At 64.1% G+C, this 24,012-nt stretch carries 22 protein-coding genes; 12 read left to right on the top strand and 10 right to left on the bottom strand.

Annotation, left to right across the window (positions count from 1 at the left end):
- The first annotated feature begins 230 nt into the window (after positions 1–230).
- Together BLQ92_RS27305 and BLQ92_RS27300 are read left to right on the top strand one after the other, a co-directional pair.
- On the top strand, positions 231–524 hold the full coding sequence (locus BLQ92_RS27305; protein ID WP_090688986.1) for a type II toxin-antitoxin system Phd/YefM family antitoxin: 294 nt from the start codon (positions 231–233) through the stop codon (positions 522–524).
- A complete protein-coding gene (locus BLQ92_RS27300) occupies positions 481–786 on the top strand; it encodes a Txe/YoeB family addiction module toxin (RefSeq protein WP_090688984.1) in 306 nt (101 codons plus the stop codon). The genes BLQ92_RS27305 and BLQ92_RS27300 overlap by 44 nt, the downstream gene beginning before the upstream one ends.
- Positions 787–874: 88 nt before the next feature.
- On the opposite strand, the gene BLQ92_RS27295 is transcribed toward BLQ92_RS27300, so the two are convergent.
- Both BLQ92_RS27295 and BLQ92_RS27290 read right to left on the bottom strand, forming a co-directional pair.
- Positions 875–3,019, bottom strand: coding sequence for a TonB-dependent receptor (locus tag BLQ92_RS27295; protein WP_090688983.1), 2,145 nt, complete (start codon positions 3,017–3,019; stop codon positions 875–877).
- A 452-nt stretch (positions 3,020–3,471) separates the two neighbouring features.
- Positions 3,472–4,395 carry a DMT family transporter gene (locus BLQ92_RS27290; RefSeq protein WP_090688981.1) on the bottom strand — a complete coding sequence of 308 codons (924 nt, stop codon included), beginning with the start codon at positions 4,393–4,395 and terminating at the stop codon, positions 3,472–3,474.
- Between the two features lie 101 nt (positions 4,396–4,496).
- Here BLQ92_RS27290 and BLQ92_RS27285 point away from each other — a divergent pair, with 101 nt between their 5' ends.
- Positions 4,497–5,444 carry a LysR substrate-binding domain-containing protein gene (locus BLQ92_RS27285; RefSeq protein WP_090688979.1) on the top strand — a complete coding sequence of 316 codons (948 nt, stop codon included), beginning with the start codon at positions 4,497–4,499 and terminating at the stop codon, positions 5,442–5,444.
- Here the strand turns inward: BLQ92_RS27285 and BLQ92_RS27280 are convergent.
- From BLQ92_RS27280 to BLQ92_RS27255, 6 genes are all read right to left on the bottom strand, one after another.
- The gene (locus BLQ92_RS27280; protein ID WP_090688977.1) at positions 5,429–6,487 is read right to left on the bottom strand and encodes an ABC transporter ATP-binding protein; all 1,059 of its coding nucleotides are present in this window, start codon (positions 6,485–6,487) and stop codon (positions 5,429–5,431) included. The genes BLQ92_RS27285 and BLQ92_RS27280 overlap by 16 nt on opposite strands.
- A gap of 38 nt (positions 6,488–6,525) precedes the next feature.
- On the bottom strand, positions 6,526–8,130 hold the full coding sequence (locus BLQ92_RS27275) for an ABC transporter permease (protein WP_090688975.1): 1,605 nt from the start codon (positions 8,128–8,130) through the stop codon (positions 6,526–6,528).
- Positions 8,131–9,162, bottom strand: a complete 1,032-nt coding sequence (locus BLQ92_RS27270) for an iron ABC transporter substrate-binding protein (RefSeq protein WP_090688973.1) — start codon at positions 9,160–9,162, stop codon at positions 8,131–8,133.
- 162 nt (positions 9,163–9,324) lie between these two features.
- The gene (gene efeB / locus BLQ92_RS27265) at positions 9,325–10,632 is read right to left on the bottom strand and encodes an iron uptake transporter deferrochelatase/peroxidase subunit (protein WP_090688971.1); all 1,308 of its coding nucleotides are present in this window, start codon (positions 10,630–10,632) and stop codon (positions 9,325–9,327) included.
- 2 nt (positions 10,633–10,634) lie between these two features.
- Positions 10,635–11,783 (bottom strand): NHL repeat-containing protein, encoded by a 1,149-nt coding sequence (locus BLQ92_RS27260; protein WP_090688969.1) that lies wholly within the window; start codon positions 11,781–11,783, stop codon positions 10,635–10,637.
- A 78-nt stretch (positions 11,784–11,861) separates the two neighbouring features.
- Entirely contained in the window at positions 11,862–13,388 is a 1,527-nt protein-coding gene (locus BLQ92_RS27255) for a carbohydrate porin (RefSeq protein ID WP_090688967.1), read from the bottom strand.
- Between the two features lie 447 nt (positions 13,389–13,835).
- On the opposite strand from BLQ92_RS27255, the gene BLQ92_RS27250 reads away from it, so the two are divergent.
- The 9 genes from BLQ92_RS27250 to hutC (BLQ92_RS27210) all read left to right on the top strand — a co-directional run bounded on the left by BLQ92_RS27250 (position 13,836) and on the right by hutC (BLQ92_RS27210) (position 22,249).
- Positions 13,836–14,513 (top strand): hypothetical protein, encoded by a 678-nt coding sequence (locus tag BLQ92_RS27250; RefSeq protein WP_090688966.1) that lies wholly within the window; start codon positions 13,836–13,838, stop codon positions 14,511–14,513.
- A 3-nt stretch (positions 14,514–14,516) separates the two neighbouring features.
- A complete protein-coding gene (locus BLQ92_RS27245; RefSeq protein WP_090688964.1) occupies positions 14,517–15,338 on the top strand; it encodes an arylamine N-acetyltransferase family protein in 822 nt (273 codons plus the stop codon).
- 70 nt (positions 15,339–15,408) lie between these two features.
- Entirely contained in the window at positions 15,409–16,086 is a 678-nt protein-coding gene (locus BLQ92_RS27240; RefSeq protein WP_090688962.1) for a methyltransferase family protein, read from the top strand.
- A gap of 344 nt (positions 16,087–16,430) precedes the next feature.
- Positions 16,431–17,291 (top strand): transporter substrate-binding domain-containing protein, encoded by an 861-nt coding sequence (locus BLQ92_RS27235; protein ID WP_090688959.1) that lies wholly within the window; start codon positions 16,431–16,433, stop codon positions 17,289–17,291.
- A gap of 136 nt (positions 17,292–17,427) precedes the next feature.
- The gene (locus tag BLQ92_RS27230; protein ID WP_090688957.1) at positions 17,428–18,150 is read left to right on the top strand and encodes an ABC transporter permease; all 723 of its coding nucleotides are present in this window, start codon (positions 17,428–17,430) and stop codon (positions 18,148–18,150) included.
- Positions 18,151–18,167: 17 nt separating this feature from the next.
- Positions 18,168–18,929: an ABC transporter permease gene (locus BLQ92_RS27225; protein WP_090688956.1), complete on the top strand. Its 762-nt coding sequence runs from the start codon at positions 18,168–18,170 to the stop codon at positions 18,927–18,929.
- 34 nt (positions 18,930–18,963) lie between these two features.
- Positions 18,964–19,755, top strand: coding sequence for an ABC transporter ATP-binding protein (locus BLQ92_RS27220; protein WP_090688953.1), 792 nt, complete (start codon positions 18,964–18,966; stop codon positions 19,753–19,755).
- A gap of 8 nt (positions 19,756–19,763) precedes the next feature.
- Positions 19,764–21,389 (top strand): aromatic amino acid ammonia-lyase, encoded by a 1,626-nt coding sequence (locus BLQ92_RS27215; protein WP_090688952.1) that lies wholly within the window; start codon positions 19,764–19,766, stop codon positions 21,387–21,389.
- An 89-nt stretch (positions 21,390–21,478) separates the two neighbouring features.
- Positions 21,479–22,249: a histidine utilization transcriptional repressor HutC gene (hutC, locus tag BLQ92_RS27210; protein ID WP_090689077.1), complete on the top strand. Its 771-nt coding sequence runs from the start codon at positions 21,479–21,481 to the stop codon at positions 22,247–22,249.
- Between the two features lie 34 nt (positions 22,250–22,283).
- Here the strand turns inward: hutC (BLQ92_RS27210) and hutC (BLQ92_RS27205) are convergent, their stop codons facing one another.
- Both hutC (BLQ92_RS27205) and BLQ92_RS27200 read right to left on the bottom strand, forming a co-directional pair.
- Positions 22,284–23,147 (bottom strand): histidine utilization transcriptional repressor HutC, encoded by an 864-nt coding sequence (gene hutC, locus BLQ92_RS27205; protein ID WP_244106256.1) that lies wholly within the window; start codon positions 23,145–23,147, stop codon positions 22,284–22,286.
- Complete coding sequence (locus BLQ92_RS27200; RefSeq protein WP_090688949.1) at positions 23,144–24,010, bottom strand: amino acid ABC transporter ATP-binding protein; 867 nt, start codon at positions 24,008–24,010, stop codon at positions 23,144–23,146. Before BLQ92_RS27200 ends, hutC (BLQ92_RS27205) begins: the two co-directional genes overlap by 4 nt.
- Between the last annotated feature and the right edge of the window lie 2 nt (positions 24,011–24,012).

The raw sequence follows: 24,012 nt of genomic DNA, 5'->3' as shown, positions 1-24,012 counted from the left end.
GCTATACGGGGCATGCTTCGTTCTGGTTTGCCGCTGTATCCCGCCGTTTTGGATCACTTGATGCGTTGTACGGCTTTCTGTACAATGATCTCTGTGCCATGGGTTCCTGCCCGTGGTGTGACAGTGGACCCGGCCCGCTTTGTCGGTGGGCTTTGTTCGCCACGGGAAATACCGCAAACTTTTTTATGAGGAGCGGCCGGAGGTTATGCCTTCGGGCCGGGAATCCAGATATGAACGTCCTTACTTATAGCGAGGCCCGTGCCGGCTTTAAGCAAGCGATGGACGACGTATGCCGCGACCACACGCCCACGCTGATTACCCGGCAGGGCGGCGAACACGTGGTGATGGTTTCGCTCGAAGACTTCAGCGCGATGCAGGAAACCTTGTATCTGTTGAGCTCTCCGAAGAATGCCGAGAGGTTGGCTCGCTCTGTCGCCCAGATCAATGCACGCAAGGGCACGCCGCGCAAACTGCTAAAAGATGAACCAACAGAAAGCCCGCAACAAGGAGGCCGTGAGGTCTGATAGCGTTTTTGTCTTCACGGATGAAGCTTGGGAAGACTATTTGCATTGGCAAAAGGTCGACCCCAAGGTTTTGCGGAAGGTCAACGAATTGCTTGAGGAGTGCCGGCGTGACCCCTTCAAGGGTTCGGGCAAACCGGAGCCGCTGGTTGGTAATCTGACGGGCTTTTGGTCACGCCGCGTGACCCATGCGGATCGCCTGGTATATCTACCGCAGGACGGATTGATCTACGTCGCAGCTTGCCGCTTTCACTACGACGACTAGAGCGGAACCGGGACTTACGCCCGGTCCCTCGCACCTGCCCCCTCAGCGCCATCAATCTGTCAGGCTATCTGGGCTAACCTTGCGCATATCACATATGCCAACGCGCCGTCACCGTCAACGTACGCGGCGCCCCGGGCATGTTGTACATATCCGCATTGCCATGCGCTGCGATGAAATACTTGCGGTCGAACAGGTTATCCAGCGTCAGCGTCAAATCCATCTTCTTGCCGTGATAGCCGGTGCCCAGATCGAAGGTGACATATGCAGGCAAGCTCACCTGATCGCTCGCCGACGTATACCGCGCCGACTGGAACTGCGCCCCTGCGGCTGCATAGAACCCATACTTCAGATCGCGTTTGATCCACAGGCTCGCGCTATGCCGCGGCATCAACCCCGGGGTGTTGTCCTGCAGTACGAGACCCGCTGAAGTGGCCTGCGGCGAGCCGTCCACCGAGCCGTTCAGATACGCATACCCCGCATAGACCGACCACTTCGGCGCGATCTCCCCGGTCATCGAAAGCTCCAGCCCACGCGTGCGCTGCGTGCCGATCGGCAGGGCATAGGTCGGGTTGGACGGATCGGCGATCTGCTGGTTGGTCTGCTTCATGTCGAACAACGCGACACTCGCGCTCGCGCTGCCGCCCAGGTCGAACTTCGAGCCGATCTCGTAGCTCGTGGTTTTCTGCGGCGCGAGCGCCGAGCCGTTGGCGAAGGCGCCGCTGCTGATCAGCGTATCCGCCAAAGGCGAAAACGACTGGCTATACGACGCATACAGCGTGACCCAGTCGAGCGACTCGTAGATGAGGCCGACGCGCGGACTCCACGCGCGGTCGGTGCGGTCCAGGTTCACATGGGCTGCCGTGTAGTCGTTGCGGGTCTGCGTCAGATAGTCGAAGCGCAAGCCGGCCAGCACCTTCCAGTGCTCCGTGAGCGAGATCAGATCCTGCGTGTAAGCGCCTGCGAGGCCAAGCACGGTCGCCGCATTGGTCTTGGCCGGCGTGCCTGGCTTGACGCCCGGCAGGTCGATCAGTTGCGGATTGTAGAGGTTGTAGGTGGCGACCTTGTTGGTCGAATAGATGGTGTCGAACTTCTGCTGTTGCGAGAACTCGACGCCATACAGGAGTTCGTGCTTCATGCCGAACAGCGTGGTTTTCTGCGTGAGTTCGAACATGCCGTCGACGCCGTGATCCTGGCGAAAACGGGTCGACTGATCGAGCGTCACCACTGGATTCGGGGCAATCTTGATCGGCTCGTAGGTGACGTAGTTCTTGCGCTCGAGCGAGAAGTCGTAGGCGCGCACCGCGGCATGATAGGACAGCGAATCGTTGAAGCGGTGATCGAGCGAAGCGGTCGCACTTTTTGCATCGACGTCGTTGTAGGAGGTGTTCGCTGCGTTCGCCGAGCCGTAGTACGTGTTGATCGGCACGTTCACCGGGCGGCCGAGGTAAGCGGGCAGCCCCTGATCCGAGGTGCGGCGGTCGTGCAGGTAATCGGCTTCCAGATTGAGCGTCGTGTCGGCATCGAAGCGGAACTGTGCGGATGGCGCGATCGCCTGGCGATTCAACTGGAACTGGTCGCGAAAGCTGTTCGAGTTTTCCGCTGCACCGGTCAGGCGAAAGCGTGCGGCATCGTTGGCGTTCCAGCCGAGATCGAATTCGCCGCGGCGCTCGCCCTCCGTTCCGAGCGAGACGCCGACCGTCTGCACCGGATCGGCCTGCGGCCTCTTCAGAACGCGGTTGATCAGGCCGCCTGCCGAACCGCGTCCGTAGAGCACTGCGGCCGGTCCCTTTAGCACGTCGACGCGCTCGACGTTCGACAGGTCACGATAGTAGAGAGCGTCGTCGCGAATGCCGTCCACGTACTGATCGGTGATGGTGCTGAAGCCGCGCAGCGTGACCTGGTCGCGCTGGCCGTCGCCGACCGAAAAGCCAACGCCCGGCACGTTGCGCAGCGCGTCCTGCAGCGAGGTCGCGTTCTGGTCTTCGATTAGCGAGCGGGGGATCACATTGACCGTCTGCGGCACGTCCATCAGCGACATATTCGTCCTGGTTGCCGTGTTCGAGAGGCTGGTGTCATATGAGGCGTGCTCGCTGGCGGCTTTGACGGAGATCGCCGGGAGCGTGCCGTCCGCGGGGCTGGGCGCGGCCTGAGCCGATTGAGCCAGCACGGGGCGGGCGCCGGCAAGCGAGGTGGCGATGAGGAGCGCGTGGCAGGTCTTCTTATGGATGTTCATGACAGCTTGGGTGATGGAAAAACGGTGTGGGTGTGGCAGGTCCAACGCTCGCGAGCGAGCGGACCGTGACATGCGGCAACGCGTAGTCAAGCGAGCGCCAAGCGGCAGCGGACCACCTGGCGGCCGGGCAGAGAAGCGGTGTGGTGAATCCCCTGTGAGTCGAAGTCAGAGTCGAGCCGGCCGGGGCGCCGTGGGTCGTCGCGCGTGAGGCGCGGGCGTGACATCGGCTGCCTCGGTCGGCATGTCGATGTGGGGATGGGAGCTTATCTGCGACGCACGCTGCGTAAGCAGCGTGCGTCGCTACGGCCGGATCGTGCGTCCAGCCTGTAACAATTCGAAATTATAACGAGAATTATTCGCGATTAGGCGATTCGCATGGATTTTGTGTGGCTTTTGTATTTATTGTGCGAGGCCTAATGTAAGCATGATGCGCGGTACGAGCCAGGCGCCGCTCAATCCGTCGGATGCCTTGCGTGAGCGCCGCGGCGCAGAATGGACACCAGCGGCCAGCCGAGGTTGACGCCGAGACTCGCCAGCACGATCAGCACCATGCCGGCCAGTTGTGGCGCGGACAGGGCACGTCCATACACCACCGCATCGACGACGATGGCCGTGAGCGGGTAGACGAACAGCAGGACGGCGATGATGGGCGTGGTGAGCTTGGGCAGCGCGCCGTAGATCAGAACATAGGAGAGGCCGGTATGCAGTACGCCCATGCCGACCAGCCAGAACCACTGCATCGGCCCAATGTGTCCCACCGAAGCCAGCGGCGCGATAAACCCCAGACACACCACACCGACCAGACACTGCGCGAGCGTCAGCAGATGCGGGCGCAACTGGCCAAGGCTCTTGGCGATCAGCGTCACGCTCGCATAGAGCACCGAGCCGGCCAGCGCCTCGCCGATCCCGATCAGATAGCTGGCGTGCCCCTGAAGATTGGCGTTCGACGCCACGCCCGAGGCCAGCACCAACCCGATAAACGCGGTCGCGATCCAGCCGAGCCGGTCGCTACCCAGGCGCTCATGAAAAATTGCCGCGCCCATCAGCACGACCCAGAACGGCTGCACATGGAACACCACGGTGGCGACCGCGATGCTAGTGCGGTGGATGGCATCGAAGAACCAGACCCACTGAGTCACCATCAACAAACCAGAGAGCACCGCAAGCAGCACCATGCGCAGCGTAAACCGCTGGGCCTTGAAGAATCCTTTCCACGCGCAATACCCCGCCAGCGCGAGAAAACCGAACAGGCAGCGAAAGAACACCATCGTCATCGCGTCGAGCCGTGCTTCCTCGACGAAGATGCCGATCGTCCCCATCAGCAAACCGCCGCTGGCAAGGGTGATGGCGCCCTGTTGACGTGTGGTGAATGACATGCAAAACGCTCCATGACGATGACAAAGTCGAGTATCGGAGACTTGCCGGGCGGCGACAAACGAATAAAATTGAGAAATTCGATAAGCCGGGCTTATAAATCATGCATCCAGAATTCGACGTGGATCTGCTGCGTACCTTCGTCGCCGTGGTCGAGGCGGGCAGTTTCACGAAGGCCGCGGCCACCGTGCATCGTTCGCAGGCGGCGGTCAGCATGCAGATCAAGCGGCTCGAAGGGATGCTCGGCACCACGCTGTTCGCCCGCAACACCCGCAATCTGTCGCTGACGCGGCCGGGCAATACGCTGCTTGAGTATGCGCGGCGCGTGATCGATCTGCATGAGGAAGCGTGGTCGGCGATCGTGCGTCCCGAGGTGACCGGACGTGTGGTGCTGGGAGCGCCGGACGACTATGTGTCGTCGTTGTTGTCCCCGGTGCTCAGGCGTTTTTCGAACCTGTATCCGCACGTGGAGATCGAGATTGTTTGCGCGCAGAGCACCGCGCTCGCGCCGATGCTGGCCGACAACAAGATCGATCTCGCCTTCGTCACGCGCGACCGCAAGCTGCGCGGCGAATACGTGCGCAGCGAGCCGATGGTGTGGGTAGGGGCGTCGGAGGATACGCCGGTGCTGGCGGCCTCGCCGTTGCCGGTGGGCTTATACGAGCCGGGCTGCGTGGCCCGTGCGCATACGCTTGCCGCGCTCGACGCCGCGCGGATTCGCTACCGCGCGGCCTACAGCAGCGCCAGTCTGCTCGGTCTCGTGGCGACCGTGGATGCGGGCCTGGCGGTGATTGCGCTGACACGCTGCAGCGTGCCGTCGCGCCTCGCAATACTGGGGGACGCGCAGGGCCTGCCGAAGATCGAGCCGCTGGAGATCGTGGTGGCGCGCAGCGCCAAATCGGATCGCCCGACTTGCGACTACCTTGCCGCCCAGATGATTCAGGATCTGTCGGTGCGCGCGCAGCCGCGCGCCTCCGCGGCCGGGGCGTCCGCTTCTTCGTCCGCGTTGCCGCGCGACGAACGCGCGTCCGACGTTCAGCCGCGCGCGTAGGCCGTGACGTCGCCGTCGATCGCGAGCCTGACGCGCTCGCCTGGCTGCGGCGTGCGGTAACCGGGCACGCGGGCGCGTACCACCGTCTGCGCCGCCGACTGCAATTGCAGTGCAACGCCTGCGTCCTGCCCCTGGAAGATCACGTCCTGGACGATTGCATCGAACGAGGCGGTGCCGTCCGGGGTGGTTTCGTTAGCGCGCCACAGACGGATCTGTTCGGGACGCACCATCACATCGACCGCGCCGTCCCGCGCGGGTGCCGACAACGTCAGTTCGCCCAGTTCGCAGGTCACCCGATCGCGTGCGGCCACGCCTTGCAGCAACACCGCTTCGCCGATAAACGACGCCAGCTCGCGCGTGACCGGCCGCCTGTAAATCATCTCCGGCGTGGCGGTCTGGATCAGCTTGCCTTGCCACAGCACCGCGACTTCATGGCCGAGCGAGAGCGCTTCGGACTGATCGTGCGTCACCAGCACCGCGGTGGCGCCGGCCGCCGCCAGCGCGCTGGCCACCGCCTGACGCGTTTCGAGGCGCAGCGCCGCGTCGAGCGAGGAGAACGGTTCATCGAGCATCACCAGTGTGGGCGATGGCGCCAGCGCGCGTGCCAACGCGACCCGTTGCTGCTGACCGCCGGAAAGCTGCTGCGGCGCGCGGTCCGCAAACGAAGCCGGCAAGCCGACCAGTTCGAGCAGTTCGGCGACGCGATGCCGTGCGCGCCGTTGCGTGCGCGGCAGACCAAACACAATGTTGTCCGCCACCGACAGATGCGGAAACAGCGCGCCTTCCTGCGGCACATAACCGATGCGGCGCCGTTCCGAGGGGACATGCAGGGCATCGCCGGCGACCCGCTGGCCATCGATTTCGACGGTGCCGCGGTCGGCGCGTTCGAAGCCGCACAGCACGCGCAGCAAGGTGGTTTTGCCGCTGCCGGACGGACCGAGCAGGGCGAGCAGCGTGCCGCGCTCGACGGACAGATCGATGCCGTGCAGCACCGGGTTGCCGTCGAACGATTTATGCAGGCCGCAGATACGAAGTTCGCTCATGAGAATCCGATGGGGAGGGCGGTAAGTTCGACGCAGCCTTAGCTGCGTTCGCCGAGCAGCGCCGAGCGGCCGAGCAGCGTGAACAGCAGGCCCGAGGCGCACAGCGAGATGCCGGTGAGCAGCGCCGCGTAGGGCGCGGCGGCGGCAAACGCCATGGTCGACGTGTCGGCCCAGACCTGGGTAGCGAGCGTCTGGGTGCCGGCTGGAGAGAGTAGCAGTGTGGCGTTGAGTTCGGTGACGACCGAGATGAACACCATCGAAGCCGCCGCGCCCAGACCCGGTCCGGCAAGCGGCAACAGCACACGCACCAGCGTTTGTCCCCAGCTCAGACCGAGCGCCCGCGCGGTCTCTTCGAGACGCGGTTGCGCCTGCATCAGCGCGGCGCGCACGCTGACCAAAGCGAGCGGCAGGAACAGGATCGAGTAGGCGATGATCAGCAGGGTGGTGCTCTGATAGAGCGGCTGCAGCGCATGCACGGAGAGCGAGACGATCGCTAGTGCGATGACGAGACCGGGGATGCCTTGCGCGAGGAACACGGTGCGCTCGAACAGCGTGGCGAGCCGGCCCGGATAGCGCACCAGCAGAAACGCGAGCGGCACGATCAGCAGGGTGGTCAGGACGGCGGCGGCAAGTCCGAAGCCGAACGAGGTGAGCGTCGCGTTGAACAGCAGTTCGGGTGAAACGTCGGCCGGCGTGACGGCTGCGGCGCCCGGCTGCGTGAGCCAGAAGCCGATCATGCCGAGCGGCACACCGAGCGTGGCGATGGTGACGGCGGCAAAACCCGCGACCACCAGCCAGCGCCACACGCCGAGGTCATAACGCAGCACCGCGCGGCGCGCGCCGCGGTCGACGCGTTCATAACGCGCCGCGCCGCGCACGCGGAATTCGAACGCGAGCACGACGAGGCACATCACGATCAACAGGCAGGCCAGCAGCGAGGCGCCGGGGCCGTCGAAGCTGGTGCGGTATTCGGCGTAGATTTCGGTCGTGAAGGTATGAAAACGCAGCAGCGTGAACGCGCCGAATTCGGCCATCACGCCGAGCGCGACCAGCAACATGCCGCCCAGCAATGCCGGACGCAGTTGCGGCAGGATCACACGGAAAAAAGTGGCCCAGCGGCCGCAACCCAGCGAGCGGGCGCTTTCTTCCAGCGCCGGGTCCATGTTGCGCAGCGCTGCGGCAACCGGCAAATAGACCAGCGGAAAATAGGAGGACGTAATGACGAGCAAGGCGCCATTGAAGTCCTGCAGATCCAGGCTGAACGACACCCAGGCATAGCTCGTGATGAATGGCGGCATCGCGAGCGGTGCCGCCATGGCCACGGCCCAGAAACGGCGGCCGGGCAGGCGGCTGCGTTCGATGAACCACGCGGCCGCCGTCCCCAGCACGGCCGAAGCGAGCGTGGCCGACACGGTGATCATCAACGTATTGACGAGCAGTTCGCCAACCAGCGGCCGGAGCACCAGCTCGGCCGCCTCGGCGAAGCCAAAACTTGCCGCCCGCCATACCGTGAAAGCGAGCGGCAGCAATACCAGCAGAGCACTTACCGCGGCAGCAACGAACAGGCCACTCGGCGCGCGCTTGCGGGCACGCGCCGGTTCGGAGGCAACAGCCGGCGCTGCGGCTGACACGGCGTCGCTCATTTAGATCAGTCCGGCCTGGCGCAACAGCTTGCCAGCCTGGCTGTCGTCACCGAGTTGTTGGACCGTCAGGGCCGGCGGGTTCAGTTCGTTGAACGGCTTGAGAATCGGGTCCGGAGCCACGCCGCTATGCAGCGGGTACTCGAAGTCGACATGGCCCTTCGCCATCAGCGTCTGGGCACGTTCGCTGACCAGGTAGGCCAGGAACTTCTGTGCGCCGTCTGCGTTGTGCGCGGACTTCAACACCGCTGCGCCCGACACGTTGACGAGTGCGCCTGCATCGCCGTTGCTGAAGTGATAGAGCGCGCTACGGGTAGCCTTGTCGCCGATTTCGGCATGCAGACGCGCCCAGTAGTAGTTGTTGATGACGCCGACGTCGACCGCGCCGCGATTCACCGCCGCCACTACGCCTTCGTCGTCGTCGAAGATCTGCGAGTTGGCTTTCAGGCCCTTCAGCCACTCGAGCGTCTGCGCTTCACCCTTCAATGCGATGACGGCGCTCACGAGCGGCAGGAAGTCGCCGTCGCTCGGGGCAATGCCGACCTTGCCCTTCCATTGCGGCTTGGCCAGATCGAACAGCGATTGCGGCAACTGGGCCGGCTGGACCTTGGCTGTGTTGTAGGCCAGCACGTTTTCACGCGCGGTCACGCCAACCCATACGCCGGTCGGCGAATCGAAGCGTGCCGGAACGGTCGCCAGCGTCGCTGCGTCGACCTTGCCGAGCAGGCCCTTTTCTTCCAGCAGCATCAGCTCGGGCGAGTTTTCCGTGAAATACACGTCGGCGGGCGATGCTGCGCCTTCTGCGACGAGCTGGGCTGCCAGTGCGGGGCCTTCGCCGGTGCGGATCTTCACGGAGATGCCGGTTTGATTCTGGAAGTCCTTCGCGAGCGCGTTGACGACCTGCTCGTGCTGCGCGCTATAGAGCGTGATCGATTCAGCGTGGGCGGCGAGCGGGGCTGCGCCCAACGTCGCCAACAGAAGAGCCGCCGCGCCGCTGATTGCGCGCACACGGTTGCCAAGCCAGGAATGAGTCATGATGCAGAATTCCTTTTGTGATGGTGTCGATCTTTGTCATGCGCGGCGCGCCACGAGCGACACCTTGCGGGTGCCGGTCGCGGCGCCTGTCGTACGTGTTCCGCGCGTCCAGCCAAAACCTGATTCTTGATTCTTGACGAGCGCCGTACCCGGCGCTCGACCTTACGTCTCGAACAGTCCCGCGCCGATGTACGAACCAGGCTTCGCGCCCGGCGGGCAGGCGAACACTGCGCTGCCGACGTGCGTCGTGAACTGGTTCATCATGTCGAACTTCGAGAGCTTCTCGTTGATGGGGATAAAGCCGGTGCGCGGGTCGCCCTGGTAGGCGATGAAAATCAGCCCCGCGTCGTACTCGGTTTCCTGGCGCCATGGCGGCCAGCGCTCGATGTAGAAATTCGAGCCGTCGTTATACGAGTACGAGCGGCGCAGAATCTGCGCACCGTTGTTGGTGGCCTGGTTCGACAGCCGGACGTGCGAGTTCTCCGGAATCACCGGATTGCCGTCCTTGTCCTGCGCGTCGAGATCGAGCGGGTCGAACTCGTTCTTCTTGCCGATCGGCGCGCCGCTGTACTTGTGCCGGCCGAACACCTGTTCCTGGAAATCGGCCTCGGTCATGTCCCAGTGTTCGAGCGTGATGCGGATGCGGCGCACGACGCTATACGAGCCGCCTTGCATCCACGGAGCATCCGCACCGTTGGCCCAGACGAACTGGTTCATGAGTTCGGGTTTTTTCGTGGACGGGTTGTTGGTGCCGTCCTTGAAGCCCATCAGGTTGCGCGGCGTCTGACCGCGCGGACCCGACACGAAGCCGGCCTGGCCCCAGCGCATCGTCGCCACGCCGTAGCTCTGGCGCACCAGTTGGCGCACGGCATGGAAGGCGACTTGCGCGTCGTTCGCACAGGCCTGGATGAAGAGGTCGCCGCCGGTCTTTTCCGGCAGCAACTGATCGCCGTTAAAGCGCGGCAGATCGACGAGCGCAGCAGGGCGGCGGTTGGCGATGCCGTAGCGATCCTTGCCTTCCGAGGTGAACAGACCCGGGCCGAAGCCGAAGGTCACCGTCAGTCCAGCCGGGCCCAGGCCGAGCACGTCGCCGGAGTCCGGCGCGGCCTTGCCATCGGCGCCGGGCAGTGCGCCGGCGGGCTGACCTTGGGTCATGCGCGCCGCGGCGTCGGTCCAGGTGCGCAACAGGCCGATCACGTCTTCGCGCTTGGTCGTCGTGAGATCGAGCGCGGCCACGTAGATATGCGACTGCGCCGGCGTGACGATGCCGGCCTGATGCTCGGCGAAGAACGGCTCGACGGCCAGGTACGGATCTTGATGCGGTTCGCCGGCATGCGCTTGCGGCTTGCCGAGCGCGGCCTGGGCGACGCCGGTCGCGCCGAGGCTTGCGCCCGCAGCGACCGCCGCACCTCCCGCTTTCAGAAAGCCGCGCCGAGCGGGCCGCGTGGGGGGATTGTTATCGGTTGTCATGATTACTTCGCTAATACCAAAGTGTTCACGTCGTCTTGCACGTAGTAAAAACCATCGCCCGCCGGCGTCATGACGATGCCGAACAGGTCGCCGTTACCCGGGGGCGACTGCGCCTTGTCGGTATCGATCCAGCGTGCGTAGATCTGCTTGCCGCTTGCCGGGTCGATCTCGACTACCTGGCCATTCAGCGCGTTGGTCACCAGCAGGTGGCCGTTGGGCGCCGTGACCATTGCCAGCGGGCGGTGCAGCAGACCGTCGGCGGTGAGCTGGCGGCCAACGCCTGCGCTGGTGTCACGCGTCATCGGGTCTTCGATCACGTTGACGCGGTTGCCGATGGCGTCCGAAACATACAGGAGTTTTTGATCCGGCGACAGTGCCAGGCCCGTCGGTCCAACGAGGAACACACCCTTGTCGGCCTGCGCGCCGTAGCCGCTTGCTACGACGGTTTCCTTCTTCACGACGGGCGCCTTGCCGTCCGGAATGTCGAGGTCCAGACGCAGCACGGTCGCCTGTTTGAACACCGGCGGGTCGCCTGCAGCCGAGCCGACGCCAAAGCCCGCGTTACTCACGAACAGCGTGGCGCTGGTGCCGTTGTCGACAACGGCCATGTTGCCCCACGGGTCGTTGATGTTGTCGCTGCGGATCGTCGACGCCACCTTGCCTTGCGAATCCAGCACGATCAGGCAGCCCGCGCCCTTGGTGCCGGTGGTGCCGTCATTGCTCGGCGTGCTGCCGACGATCACCCAGCCCGACTTCAGCATGGTCATCGCGGTCGACAGGCCGACGCCGCCCGGGCATTCCTTCAGATCGCGCGGAATGGTCGCGAACAGCGTCATCTGCTTCGTGTCGGGGTGGTAATCGACGATCGTGCTGCCGGTGCCTTGCAGGTTGGTCGAGTTGTTGAAGTTGTCGACGAGCACGTCGTCCTTCTTCACCGAGCCCGCCGAAACCGGCGCCACGACGATGGCGTACGGGTTCTGGTCGCCGTTGTCCGGCACCGTGTTGATCAGCGTCGTGTGCTTGTGAACCGTCTCGAGGAAACCTTGCGGATCGGCATAGGCGGTGCCGGCCGCGACGAGGGCGGCGGCGCCTGCCGCTGCCATCAGTGCCCGCGTAGCGCGCGGCAAAGACTTGCGCTTGGGGTAATTCATGATTGAGCCTCCGTGCCTGCGCACAAAGCGGTGGTTGCGGTCATGATCGAAAGCATGGTGTCCAGGTTATGAAAGCGGTCAGAACGTGATGTTGGTTCGCACGCCGACAACAAACGTGTTGCGCAGCGGCTGGGTCGGATCGCTCGGGTTCTGTCCGGCGCCGGCATTGAACGTGTATTGCGCGTCGGCTTGCAACTGCCACCACGGATTGACCTGATACTGATAGGTCGCCTCAAGCGTGGTTTCCTGGGTGCGCACGCCGTAGGGTCCGCCGCTGAAGGCGCGATTGTCCAGATCGAGGTCCTGCACGCTGTTGCTGACCTTGATGTAGGTCAGCGCAAGCCCCACGCTATCGTTGTCGCGGCCCGCGAACGGCGCCTTCATCACCACGCCGAGGTTGGCGGAGAAGTCGACGAGGTTGCGGTCGCCCGGTGCGCCCATCACACGGGCGAATACGTTGACGCTGCGCGGCTCATCCGGGTCGGGGCGCCACACCATCTGGTCGGCCACCGCGTAGAAGCTGTAGTCGCCGCGATGCTGCTGGGCAACGCCTGTCGACGCCGGGTTAGCCAGCGACAAACCGGTGTTGTCGTAGTGCTGGTCGGCGAAGCTGCCGGTGTTGTACCAGAAGCCGAGCTTGTAGACGCCGGGCAAGCCGCTGTTGGCGGCGCCGACCATCTCGCCGTCGCCCGGCTGGTTCAGCGCATACTGCAGCTCGCCGATATACAGCGCGCCGGTATGCAGGTTGAAATTGGTGCCGCTGATGTTCTGCGGATTGTTGCCGAGCGGGTCGCCGTCGAACACACCCGCGAGTGCCGTCAACTGCGGCGTGATCTGGCCGCGCAGGCGCACGCCGAGGTCGGCCAGCGGATAAGCGGGGCCGCCCGAGGGCATGTCGTACGACGGCAGCGCAGGCCAGCCGAACATCGTGTTGACGAACAGGCCGGCGCTCTGGCTGCCGATGAATTCCTGGTCGATACTTTGCTGACCGACCTTGACGTCCATCTTGTTGTTGAGGAAGGACTGCTGGTACCACAGTTCCCACAGACGGGTCGTATCCTGTGCTTCGATGCCGCTCGCGGTGTTCAGCGTGCCGAGATTGTCCGCGCTCAGGTTCTGGCCGTGGATGTTCAGCGCGCTCACGTTGAAGAGGCCGCCCGGCAAGCCGAATGCCTTCTTCGTGTCGACCTGCACCGTGGCCGTGGTCAGGCCGTCATAGGTGCCGCCGGTGTTCAGGCCGCCACGCGTGTTGTAGAGGTACTCGCTGGTCTCGGTTAGGCCGAAGGTGATGCCGTACTTGCCGAGCCACGGACGCAGGCCGCCGATATCGCCGAGCAGGTTCCCGCGGTTCCACACGCCGGTCCATTGGCTGGTGGGCTGTGCCTTAATGCTCAGGTCGGCTTCGGGCGCTTCGTTCGGTACGGCGTCGGGATTGGTCTCGGCCATCGCGGTGGCGGCCGTCATTGAGGCCCATGCGAATGCTGTGTAAAGCGCTACGGTGCGAATCGAGGGCACACGTGGCATGCGAGCGGCGCGACCGCGCGGAGTAGCATTCTTAACCGGACGCACGCTTGACGCGAGTCCTTTGGACTGAGCGAACTTCATCGAAATCCTTATTGTGTTATATCGACTGTTCCGGCTAGCCATGTTCCACGGCGATAGCCGGACTTCCCGCACATAGCTGCTGCGGTTCGCGACGCCTCAGACAGCAATGCCTAGATCGTACGCATGCGGAATAAGTGCGTCAATACAAATGAGAACGATTCGCAACAATATTACTGCTGTGTAATCCACAATGTTACGGATGCCAATCTTTATGCGCACTATTGATGTTTAAATGTAATTTAATAGTAATTAAATCGTATGTTTTGTGGGGTGCGTGTTTTGACTCTTGCCGATCGCAGCGAGTGAGCGGTGAGCTTTTCCAGGGCTGCTGTGTCGTCCGATTGTCTTGCTAGTCAAGGCACATCCGGCAAATGGGTCGAACCTGGGCAGAGATGCGCTGTCGAAGCGCTCGAACATCTCGAAAGCTCATTGTCAGGAGAAGTCCCCATGAATCGACGTATTCTTTTGCTTTCGTTGCTGACCAGTACCGGCGTGCTTGTCAGCAACTTGTCTTACGCACAGCTCAATCTGTCGCAGTTCGGCATTGGCGGCGCCAACTCGTCGGCCAACGGCGCCGCCGCGGCCACCTCCGGTGGGGCGGCGCAGTTGCTGCGGAGTTATGTCGGCGCGAATCAGCAGGTGCTGAGCGGACAGTCGAGCCTCGCCTCGGCAATGGGCCTCGGCAGTGCGGCCGGTCAAGCGCAGCAGGCAGCAGGCTTGTTGAACGGCACGCCGTCCGTCAGCCAGCTCACCCAGGTGGGCAGCACGCAGCAGAGCTTGTCGCAGACGCTGACCCAGGCGTTCGTCCAGCAAGGCGCAGGCGGCTCGGCGGCGCCCGTCAACAAGCAGGCGTTCACCGACGGTCTGACCTCGCTCGGCAAAGGCGTGAGCCAGTACTCGAGCCTCAAATCGAGTCTCGGCGGCGTGGGCCAGATGAATCCCACTGCGCTGCTGCAGTCGGGCCTGAATCCCCAAACCGCGCAGACGGCGTCGTATATTGCGCAGTCAGCGCCGGGGCAATTGCAGTCGCTGATATCCACGCTGAGCCAGGCCGTGCAGTTCGCGTCGAGCCACGGCATCAGCGTGCCATCAATCGCCACATCGGCATTGAAGGGCGGGTTTTAAGCCATGTCACACGCACTCGACCTCGATCTGTATTTCGCCCGCATCGGCTATCAAGGCCCGCGTGCCGCGACGCTCGCGGTACTGGGCGAACTGCAGCACCTCCATCCGCTGGCGATTCCGTTCGAAAATCTCGATCCACTGACCGGGCGCACCGTCTCGCTGGAGCTGCCGGCTATCATCGACAAGCTGCTCGTACGCCGCCGCGGCGGCTATTGCTTCGAGCAGAACGCGCTGTTTGCCCGTGTGCTGATGCAGCTAGGGTTTCGCGTCACGCCGCTGATCGCGCGCGTGTTGTGGGGTGCCGAGGAGGGTGCGGTCACGGCACGCAGCCACATGCTGCTGCGCGTCGAGATCGACGACACGGCGTGGCTTGCCGATGTCGGTTTCGGCAGCGTGACGCTGACGGCGCCCTTGCGCCTCGAGGCCGGTATGCCACAACGCACGCCGCTGGAAACGTTTCGCCTTGCCGACGCCTCGCAGGGGGCGCTTGACCTTGAGGTCCAGTCGGGCGATACATGGGCGAAGGCTTATCGCTTCGATCTGCAGCGCGTTGAATGGATCGACTATGAGGTGGCGAACTGGTACACGTCCACCTGGCCGCAGTCGCGGTTCGTCAACCACCTGGTTGTCTGCCGGGTTTTGCCGCACGGGCGCCTTGCGCTGTTCAACCGGCGCTTGACCGAACGCGCCGCTAACGGCGAGATCGTCAGCGAGCGTGTGCTCGAGGATGCCGGCGAACTGACGGCATGCCTTGGCGAGCGGTTTGGCCTGGCAGTGGGTGAGATCGATGTGCCGCGTCTCTTCGAGCGGCTGCCGCGACAATAACAGGGCGCTGACGCGGCAAGGAAGCACACTGGCGTGCCCTTAGCGGATCACTCTTGCGGAGCCTGATGCGATGATCACGCGACTCCTCGTGCACATCACGGCCTGGCTCGTCTTTATGGCGGTGCTGCTGTTCGGCGCGGCAGGCACGCTGCATTGGGCTGGCGGCTGGTGGTTTCTGCTCGAACTGGGGGTGTTGGGCCTGTGGATCGGCCTGTGGCTCGCGCGCTCCGATCCTGCCTTGCTGGACGAGCGGCTCAAGCCGCTCGTCCAGCGGCAACAAAGCCGCTGGGACCGCATTTTCATGGCCTGCACCGGCGTGGTCTGGGTCGGCTGGACGGTCCTGATGGGGCTCGACGCCGGGCGCTTTCACTGGTCGGCCATGCCGGTCTGGTTGAGCGTGCTCGGCGCCCTCGGTATCTTTCTGTGCCACTACGCGTGTCTTTACGTATTCCGCGCCAACAGCTTCGCGGCGCCGGTCGTCAAGATTCAGTCCGATCGCGGTCATACGGTCAGTGACGCAGGTCCCTACGCCTACGTCCGGCATCCGATGTACGCCGCGGCGATTCTGTTTCTCGCCGGCACGCCGCTACTGCTCGCTTCGTGGTGGGGACTTGTCTGCGTGCCGCTGCTGATTGCCGGTCTCGGCTATCGCGCGGTGCGGGAGGAGCGCATGCTCGCCGCACAACTTAAGGGCTATGCCGAGTACGCGACGCGCGTGCGCTATCGATTCGTGCCTTATATCTGGTAGCGGGGTTTCGCCTCGCAATCACGCCTGCGGGCTTGGTCCGCTCGCATTACCCCATACCCGCGCGCTCTTGCACCAGCAAGATGCATCGTGCCTTGTTTTGCGAACCTGTCTAGACAAAATGCACCAAAGCGGCGTGCCCGCGTGGTGCTTTCGTGCCCTTTAAAGCCTCCGGGCAATCTCATGAAAGCCTTGATGTATAGGGCTTACCCGAATTTTTATGCGAAAGTTCACAATTCCGCTTGCATGGGTATTTTTACTCATGCAGACTTGTCTAGTCAATTTAGGCGGGTGAATAAATCGCTCGACTAGCTGGATGGTGTTCCCTCAATCAAAGGAGTTTCGACGTGAAGGTAAAGCGCACTACGTTGGCTAAAGCATTGATTGGCGCCGTCCTCGGCGCAGCGACTATTCTCGCGGCGCCGGTGCAGGCGAAAGAATGGAAGTCGGTGACCATTGCGCTGGAAGGTGGTTATGCGCCGTGGAATCTGACGCTGCCGGGCGGCAAGCTGGGCGGCTTCGAACCGGAACTGGTGGCGAATCTGTGTGCACGCATTCAGTTGCAGTGCAACCTGGTTGCGCAAGACTGGGACGGCATGATCCCGGGCCTGCAGGCCGGCAAGTTCGATGTCCTGATGGATGCGATCTCCATCACCCCGGAACGCGAAAAGATCATCGCTTTCTCACGTCCTTACGCGGCCACGCCGGCGACCTTTGCTGTGACCGATACCAAGGTGCTGCCGAAGGCCGCTCCGACCAGCGCCGTGCTGAAGCTGACCGGCGACCCGAAAACCGACCAGCCGACCGTCGACGCGTTGCGTAAGGAGCTGAAGGGCAAGACTATCGGCATTCAGTCCGGTACCGTCTATACCAAGTTCATCAACGACGGCTTCAAGGACGTCGCCACCATCCGCGTCTACAAGACCTCGCCCGAGCGCGATCTGGATCTCGCGAACGGCCGTATCGACGCTTCGTTTGACGACGTGACCTACTACGCCGCCAACATCGACAAGAAAGAAACTGCGTCGATCGTGATGGCCGGACCGAAGATCGGCGGCCCGATCTGGGGTCCGGGCGAAGGCCTCGCGTTCCGCAAGCAGGACCCGGAGCTGAAGGCGAAGTTCGACACCGCGATTGCCGCGGCGCTTGCCGATGGCACCGTGAAGAAGCTCTCCGAGAAGTGGTTCAAGACTGACGTCACGCCCTGAGCGATGCCTGCGCGAGGTGGCCGTGCCGCCTCGCGCATGACGCTGTAACCGATACGCAGTAATGGTGTGCCGGCCCATGCGACGAGCGTCGCGCGGGCAGGCCGACTGATCCAACGGAACAGACGAGGGGTAGGGTATGGCTCTGATCGGGATGCTCGGCTTCGGGCCGGATGGCTGGGGCGGCGTGGTGCTGCTGGCGGCCTTGATGACCGTCGCACTGACGCTCGCGGCGCTTGCCGTCGGTGCGGTATTCGGCGCACTGGTGGCGGCGGCCAAGCTGTCGCGCTTTCGCAGCTTGCGCGTCATCGGCGACTTCTACACGACGGTGTTTCGAGGCGTGCCCGAACTGCTCGTGATCTATCTGTTCTATTTCGGTGGCTCGACGCTGGTGACGACGATCGGCCAGTGGTTCGGCGCCGATGGCTTCGTCGGCGTGCCGCCTTTCGTGATCGGCGCGCTCGCGGTAGGGATGATTTCCGGCGCGTATCAGGCCGAGGTCTACCGTTCGGCGGTACTGGCCGTTTCGCGCGGCGAACTGGAAGCGGCGCGTTCGATCGGCATGCCCACGCTGACGATGGCGCGCCGCATTCTGATTCCGCAAGTGCTGCGTTTCGCGTTGCCGGGTATCGGCAACGTCTGGCAACTGAGCCTCAAGGACTCCGCACTGATCTCGGTGACGGGCCTTGCCGAACTGCTGCGCGTAAGCCAGGTGGCAGCCGGTTCTACTCATCAGTATTTCACCTTCTTCGTCGTGGGCGGCGCGCTGTATCTGCTGATGACGAGCATCTCCAACCGGATCTTCAATCACGCGGAAGCGCGTGTGGGCCGGTCCTTCCGTCGCAATTTCGCGCGTAACTGACGAGGCATCTGGTCATCATGCATATCGACTTCGATTTCCTGCTCGACACGCTGCGCCAGTTGCTCGCCGCCGTGCCGACCACCCTGGGGCTGTTCTTTTCTTCGCTAGTGCTGGGCGGCCTGCTGTCGCTCGTGATCGTCACGATGCGCGTCTCGCCGCACTGGCTGCCGAACCGCTTTGCACGCGCCTACATCCTCGTGTTTCGCGGCTCGCCGTTGCTGATCCAGATGTTTCTCGTCTACTACGGGCTCGGCCAGTTCGGCGTGATCCGCGAGAGTTTCCTGTGGCCGGTGCTGCGCGAACCGTATATGTGCGCGGTGCTCTCGCTCGCGCTGTGTACCGCCGGATATACCGCCGAGATCATTCGCGGCGGCTTGATGGCCGTGCCGGTCGGGCAGATCGAAGCGGGTTATTCGATCGGCCTGTCGGGCTTCGCGTTGCTGCGCCGCGTGATCGGGCCGATTGCGCTGCGCCAGTGCCTGCCGGCGTATTCGACCGAAGCTGTGCTGCTGGTCAAATCGACGGCACTCGCAAGCCTCGTCACCGTGTGGGAAGTGACCGGCGTCGCGCAGCAGATCATCCAGCAGACCTATCGGACAACGGAAGTGTTCATCTGCGCCGCGCTGATCTACCTGTTCCTGAATTTCATCATCGTGCGCCTGCTGGGCTTGCTCGAAGTGCGTCTTTCGCGCCATCTGCGCGCGGCGCCCAGCCAGCCCAAGGCGCGCCCGCTTTCCGCCAACACCGAAGCACGCCAAGCAAGCCGGGCCGCCCCCTGAACGGCCGCTCATCCTGGACAGTCTGGAGAATCACATGAACGCTACGGCACCCGTTGCATTGTCGGTCAAGAACATTCACAAGTCGTTCGGCGACCATCACGTTCTGAAGGGCATCTCGCTCGACGCGCATCAGGGCGACGTGATCTCGATCCTTGGCGCGAGCGGCTCCGGCAAGAGCACGTTTCTGCGCTGCCTGAACCTGCTGGAGACGCCGGATGACGGTTCGGTTGCGCTCGCCGGCGAAGAACTGAAAATGAAGCGCCGCGGCGACGGCAAGTTGCAGCCGAGCGACCGCCGCCAGGTGGACCGCATTCGTTCGCAACTCGGCATGGTGTTTCAGAACTTCAACCTGTGGTCGCATATGACGGTCCTCGAGAATCTGCTCGAAGGTCCGATGCGCGTGCAAAAACGCAGCCGTGCCGAAGCGGTCGAAGAGGCCGAAGCGCTGCTTGCCAAAGTGGGGCTGGCGGAAAAGCGCGGCCACTATCCGGCGCACCTATCCGGCGGTCAGCAGCAGCGCGTGGCGATTGCACGGGCGCTGGCGATGCATCCCAAGGTCATGCTGTTCGACGAGCCGACCTCGGCGCTCGATCCGGAACTGGTCGGCGAAGTGCTGCGCGTGATGCGCTCGCTGGCGGAAGAAGGCCGCACGATGCTGGTCGTGACCCACGAAATGGGCTTCGCACGCCATGTGTCGAATCGCGTGATGTTCCTCCATCAAGGCGAAGTCGAAGCGGACGGCACGCCCGACGAGGTGTTCGGCGAACTCAAGTCCGAGCGCTTCAGGCAATTCGTATCGAGCCACCATCACCGTACCGCGAACTGAGCATCGTCATGACTGTCATCCGTTCCGATCGTCCTCTCGACTGGCGTCAGATTGCGGCGGTAGCCGCGGGCGCGCCGCTCGAGCTTTCCGCCGATGCCCGGGCACGCATCGCTGCGGCGCATGTCCTCGTCGAACAGATCGTCGAGCGCGGGATCCGCGCATATGGCGTAAACACCGGCGTGGGTGCGTTGTGCGACGTGATCGTCTCGCCGTCCGAGCAGCGCAGCTTGTCGCGCAACATCCTGATGAGTCACGCTGTCGGCGTCGGCACGCCGCTCGGCGCCGCTGAGACCCGCGCGATCATCGCCGCGGCGGTCAACAATTTCGCCCACGGCCATTCGGGCATCCGGCTCGCGGTGGCCGAGCAACTGGTGGCGCTGCTCGATGCGGATTGCTTGCCCGAAGTGCCGGCGTTCGGCTCGGTCGGCTACCTGAGCCATATGGCCCATATCGCGTTGGTGTGCATCGGTGAGGGCCATGCGCGCTGGCGCGGCGAGCGCCTCAGCGGCCGCGACGCGTTGCAGCGGCTCGGGCTTGAACCGCTCGTGCTCGACGCCAAGGAGGGGCTCAGTCTCGTCAATGGCACGCCATGCGTGACGGGGCTCGCGGCGCTCGCACTGGCACGCGCCGAGCGTCTGCTCGACTGGACCGACGCGGTCGCGGCCATGAGCTTCGAAAATCTGCGCGGCCAGCTGGCGGCGTTCGATGCGGAGTCGCTGGCGTTGCGGATTTCGCCGGGCTTGACTCTGGTCGGCGAAAGAATGCGCGGCGCGCTGGCTGAGAGCGGGATACTCGCGGCGGCGGTTGGCCGGCGCACGCAAGACCCGCTCAGCATGCGGACCATTCCCCACGTGCACGGCGCCGCCCGCGACGTGCTCAGCGGGACGGTCGAAGTCGTCAACCGCGAACTGGCGTCGATCACCGACAATCCGATCGTCGCCGGCACACCCGCAGCGCCGCGCGTCTATTCGCAGGCCCATGCGGTGGGCGCGTCGATTGCGCTGGCAATGGATAGCCTCGCCACCGCGATCGCACAAGTAGCGGCGATGGCCGAGCGGCGCCTCGACCGGCTCGTCAATCCGCTGGTGAGCGGCTTGCCGGCCTTTCTCGCGGAGCCTGGCGGCACCTGTTCCGGTTTCATGATTGCGCAGTACACGGCGGCTTCGCTGGTAGCGCAGAACCGGCGCCTCGCAATGCCAGCGAGCCTGGACGGGGGCATCACCTCCGGTTTGCAGGAAGACCATCTGTGCCATGCGACTCCTGCAGCACTCAAGGCACTGGAGATCGTCGACAATGCCGGCCGGATTGTCGCCATCGAGCTGCTGGCGGCCGCCCAGGCTTACGATCTGCAAACGCTCGATGCGCCGCGCGCGCCGTACACCGATTCGCTGTGGCGAGGCGTGCGCAGAGCGGTGCCGACCTATCGCGACGACCGGCCGCTCGCCGAGGACATGGCGCTGGCGTTCCGTATGATTGCCGACACAGCGCCGCCGCCGTTGCCGAACCCTGGTAAGATGCGGCCTGCGGCCGGCAGTGGCGGAGGAGACACTGGCTCTGCCCCGGCCGCTGACGCGAACCCCGCAGCACCCACTACGCTTGGCGTCGCCGCTTGCGATCTGCAATCGGCGGCATGACCGGGTCGATCGACCCACTAGCTGGTGCGGCCGGCCCACCCGTCGGGCGCATTGGCGTATTGCGTACCACCCACGAGGTCGACGTGAATATGAATATAAATAACGCGCCATTCGAAACTACCGAGGGCCGTGCTGGCCACGCCAGCGAAGCGCCGGCGAAGGAGCCAGCCAAGGCGACGCCCGCCTACGAGCAGATCAAGCGCTACGTGGTCAAGCGAATCACCGAAGGGGACTGGAAGCCGGGCGGACTGATTCCATCGGAGACCGAACTGGTCAAGGAATTCGGCGTGGCGCGCATGACGGTGTCGCGCGCGCTGCGCGAGCTGACCGCCGAGCGCGTGCTGACCCGCGTGCAGGGCTCCGGTACCTTCGTCGCGCCGCAGCGCTATGAATCGACGGTACTCGAGATTCGCAATATCGCCGACGAGATCGCCGCGCGCGGTCACCGCCATCTGGCCCACGTGCTGGCGCTCGAACCGAGCGAGGATCCGCAGGCGCTCGACGCACTCGGTCTTGCCGCCGGGCCGGCGTTTCATTCGCGCATTGTGCACAGCGAAGAGGGCGAGCCGATCCAGTACGAGGACCGCTACGTCAATCCCAAGGTATTCCCCGAGTATCTGCAACAGGACTTCACAGTCGAAACGCCGAATCACTACATGGTGCGGCTAGCGCCGATTCAGCGCGCGGAGTTTCGCATCTATGCGCAAAAGCCGGATGCGCATGTGCGCCGGCATTTGCTGATGGAGATCGGTGAGCCATGTTTGCTGCTGTGGCGCCGCACGTGGGTCGGCGAAGCGGTGGCGACCTCGGTGCAGTTGTGGCACCCCGCCTCGCGCTTCCATCTGGCAGGCAACGTCTGATTGCGGCGCAGGCGGCCTGCTCGAGCCGCCATGTTCAGCCCTGGCGTTGCGACATGTCCGGCGAGAAGCGGCAGCCCAGCCGGTAGCGTGAGCCCGGATGCACGAAGCGGGCGAACGTCACCGCCACGCCGCTGGTCCACGTCCGGCGCACCAGCGTCAGGCACGGATCCTCCGCGCGGATTTCCAGTAGTTCGGCTTCAGCGAGCGTCGGCAGCCCGGCATCGACGACGTGTTCGACATCGTGTGCCGGCACGACGTTGTAGAGATACTCGGACGGCCGGATCGCCGCGAAGTCCTGCTGCAGAAACTCCGGTGCCGTAGCCGGGTTGACGTAGCGGTCCTCGAGCTGCACCGGCAAGCCGTTTTCGCGGTGCACGCAGATCACGTGAAACACCGAGGCGCCCGGCGCCAGACCCAAGGCATTCGACACCACCACCGGCGCGGTCTCGCGTTGCTTGAGCAGTGTTTCGTAGCTGTATTCGTGGCCGCGCGAGCGGATCTCGTCACCGATATGGGCGATCATCAGCAAGGTGGACTGCGGCTTGGCCTCGGCGACGAAGGTGCCGACGCCGGAGACCCGCGTCACCAGCCCTTCGTCGGCGAGCTCGCGCAGTGCCCGGTTGACCGTCATGCGTGACACGCCGAGTTCCGCCACCAGGTCCAGCTCCGATGGAATGCGGTCGCCGGGTTGCCGTGCCCCCGATTCGATGGTTCTGCGGATGTAGCTCTTGACCTGTTCGTAGCGCGCGGTGGGATGGTCGGGAATGTCGAGCGCACTGAGCGCCGTGCTGGCCGTCTCGCGGGTAGTCCCGCTGGCAACCGCACGGCTTGCATCATGAGCCTCCGCGCCGCGCGTTGCCGGCCGGCGGGCCATGCCGCGGGCGGCGCGCGTGCTCATGCCGGGCCCGCCTCGTCGGCGCCTTGGGTCCAGAAGGCGTTGCGGTCGAAGTAATTCTGCAGGAACTGGCGCAGGCGCGGCTGGCCGGCATCGTGAAAGACTTCGCGCGGTTTGCCTGCCACCGCGATGCGGCCTTGATCGATAAAGGCCACCTTGTCCGCTACTTGCGCGGCAAAACCCATTTCATGCGTGACGACCGCCATTGTCATACCGTCACGCGCCAGTTGCTTCATCACCTGCAGCACCTCGCCGACCAGTTCGGGGTCGAGCGCCGAGGTGGGTTCGTCGAACAGCATGATGTGCGGCTCCATGGCAAGCGCCCGCGCAATCGCCACCCGTTGCTGCTGGCCGCCCGAGAGCTTCGCCGGATACGCGTCCGCCTTGTGCGCGAGGCCGACCGTTTCCAGCATCGCATGAGCGCGACGGCGCGCTTCGTCGCGCGACAGATGGCGCACCCGCAACAGTGCCTCCATCACGTTGCCGAGCGCGCTCATATGCGGCCACAGATTGAACTGCTGGAACACCATGCCGACATTGCGCCGCACGCGGTTGATCTCGCCCTGCGAGGCGCGCACGCGGTGGCCGTTGCGCTCCGTGTAGCCGAGCAGTTCACCTTCGATGCGCACGTCGCCTTGATCGTAGGTCTCCAGTGCGGCGAGACAACGCAGCAGCGTGCTCTTGCCGGACCCCGACGGTCCGATGATGCAGACCACTTCGGAGCGGGCAATCTGCAGATCGATGCCGCGCAGCACCTCGACCTCGCCGAAGCGCTTGCGCAGGTCGCGCACCTCGATCAGCGGCGCGCTGTCATCCGAGGCTGTTGCGGTGGTGGCGGAAGTCGGCATGTCGGCAAGGGCGTTCATCG

This window comes from Paraburkholderia phenazinium (assembly GCF_900100735.1).
Classification (GTDB): Bacteria; Pseudomonadota; Gammaproteobacteria; order Burkholderiales; family Burkholderiaceae; genus Paraburkholderia; species Paraburkholderia phenazinia.
Note: the sequence above shows the minus strand (reverse complement) of the source record. Positions and strands in the feature narration are given on the sequence as shown.

Bases quoted from the DNA above. Each gene is read 5' to 3' on its own strand.
- BLQ92_RS27305 (WP_090688986.1), top strand. From the start codon at position 231: ATGAACGTCCTTACTTATAGCGAGGCCCGTGCCGGCTTTAAGCAAGCG.
- BLQ92_RS27300 (WP_090688984.1), top strand. From the start codon at position 481: ATGAACCAACAGAAAGCCCGCAACAAGGAGGCCGTGAGGTCTGATAGC.
- BLQ92_RS27295 (WP_090688983.1), bottom strand. From the start codon at position 3,019: ATGAACATCCATAAGAAGACCTGCCACGCGCTCCTCATCGCCACCTCG.
- BLQ92_RS27290 (WP_090688981.1), bottom strand. From the start codon at position 4,395: ATGTCATTCACCACACGTCAACAGGGCGCCATCACCCTTGCCAGCGGC.
- BLQ92_RS27285 (WP_090688979.1), top strand. From the start codon at position 4,497: ATGCATCCAGAATTCGACGTGGATCTGCTGCGTACCTTCGTCGCCGTG.
- BLQ92_RS27280 (WP_090688977.1), bottom strand. From the start codon at position 6,487: ATGAGCGAACTTCGTATCTGCGGCCTGCATAAATCGTTCGACGGCAAC.
- BLQ92_RS27275 (WP_090688975.1), bottom strand. From the start codon at position 8,130: ATGAGCGACGCCGTGTCAGCCGCAGCGCCGGCTGTTGCCTCCGAACCG.
- BLQ92_RS27270 (WP_090688973.1), bottom strand. From the start codon at position 9,162: ATGACTCATTCCTGGCTTGGCAACCGTGTGCGCGCAATCAGCGGCGCG.
- efeB (WP_090688971.1), bottom strand. From the start codon at position 10,632: ATGACAACCGATAACAATCCCCCCACGCGGCCCGCTCGGCGCGGCTTT.
- BLQ92_RS27260 (WP_090688969.1), bottom strand. From the start codon at position 11,783: ATGAATTACCCCAAGCGCAAGTCTTTGCCGCGCGCTACGCGGGCACTG.
- BLQ92_RS27255 (WP_090688967.1), bottom strand. From the start codon at position 13,388: ATGAAGTTCGCTCAGTCCAAAGGACTCGCGTCAAGCGTGCGTCCGGTT.
- BLQ92_RS27250 (WP_090688966.1), top strand. From the start codon at position 13,836: ATGAATCGACGTATTCTTTTGCTTTCGTTGCTGACCAGTACCGGCGTG.
- BLQ92_RS27245 (WP_090688964.1), top strand. From the start codon at position 14,517: ATGTCACACGCACTCGACCTCGATCTGTATTTCGCCCGCATCGGCTAT.
- BLQ92_RS27240 (WP_090688962.1), top strand. From the start codon at position 15,409: ATGATCACGCGACTCCTCGTGCACATCACGGCCTGGCTCGTCTTTATG.
- BLQ92_RS27230 (WP_090688957.1), top strand. From the start codon at position 17,428: ATGGCTCTGATCGGGATGCTCGGCTTCGGGCCGGATGGCTGGGGCGGC.
- BLQ92_RS27225 (WP_090688956.1), top strand. From the start codon at position 18,168: ATGCATATCGACTTCGATTTCCTGCTCGACACGCTGCGCCAGTTGCTC.
- BLQ92_RS27220 (WP_090688953.1), top strand. From the start codon at position 18,964: ATGAACGCTACGGCACCCGTTGCATTGTCGGTCAAGAACATTCACAAG.
- BLQ92_RS27215 (WP_090688952.1), top strand. From the start codon at position 19,764: ATGACTGTCATCCGTTCCGATCGTCCTCTCGACTGGCGTCAGATTGCG.
- hutC (WP_090689077.1), top strand. From the start codon at position 21,479: ATGAATATAAATAACGCGCCATTCGAAACTACCGAGGGCCGTGCTGGC.
- hutC (WP_244106256.1), bottom strand. From the start codon at position 23,147: ATGAGCACGCGCGCCGCCCGCGGCATGGCCCGCCGGCCGGCAACGCGC.
- BLQ92_RS27200 (WP_090688949.1), bottom strand. From the start codon at position 24,010: ATGAACGCCCTTGCCGACATGCCGACTTCCGCCACCACCGCAACAGCC.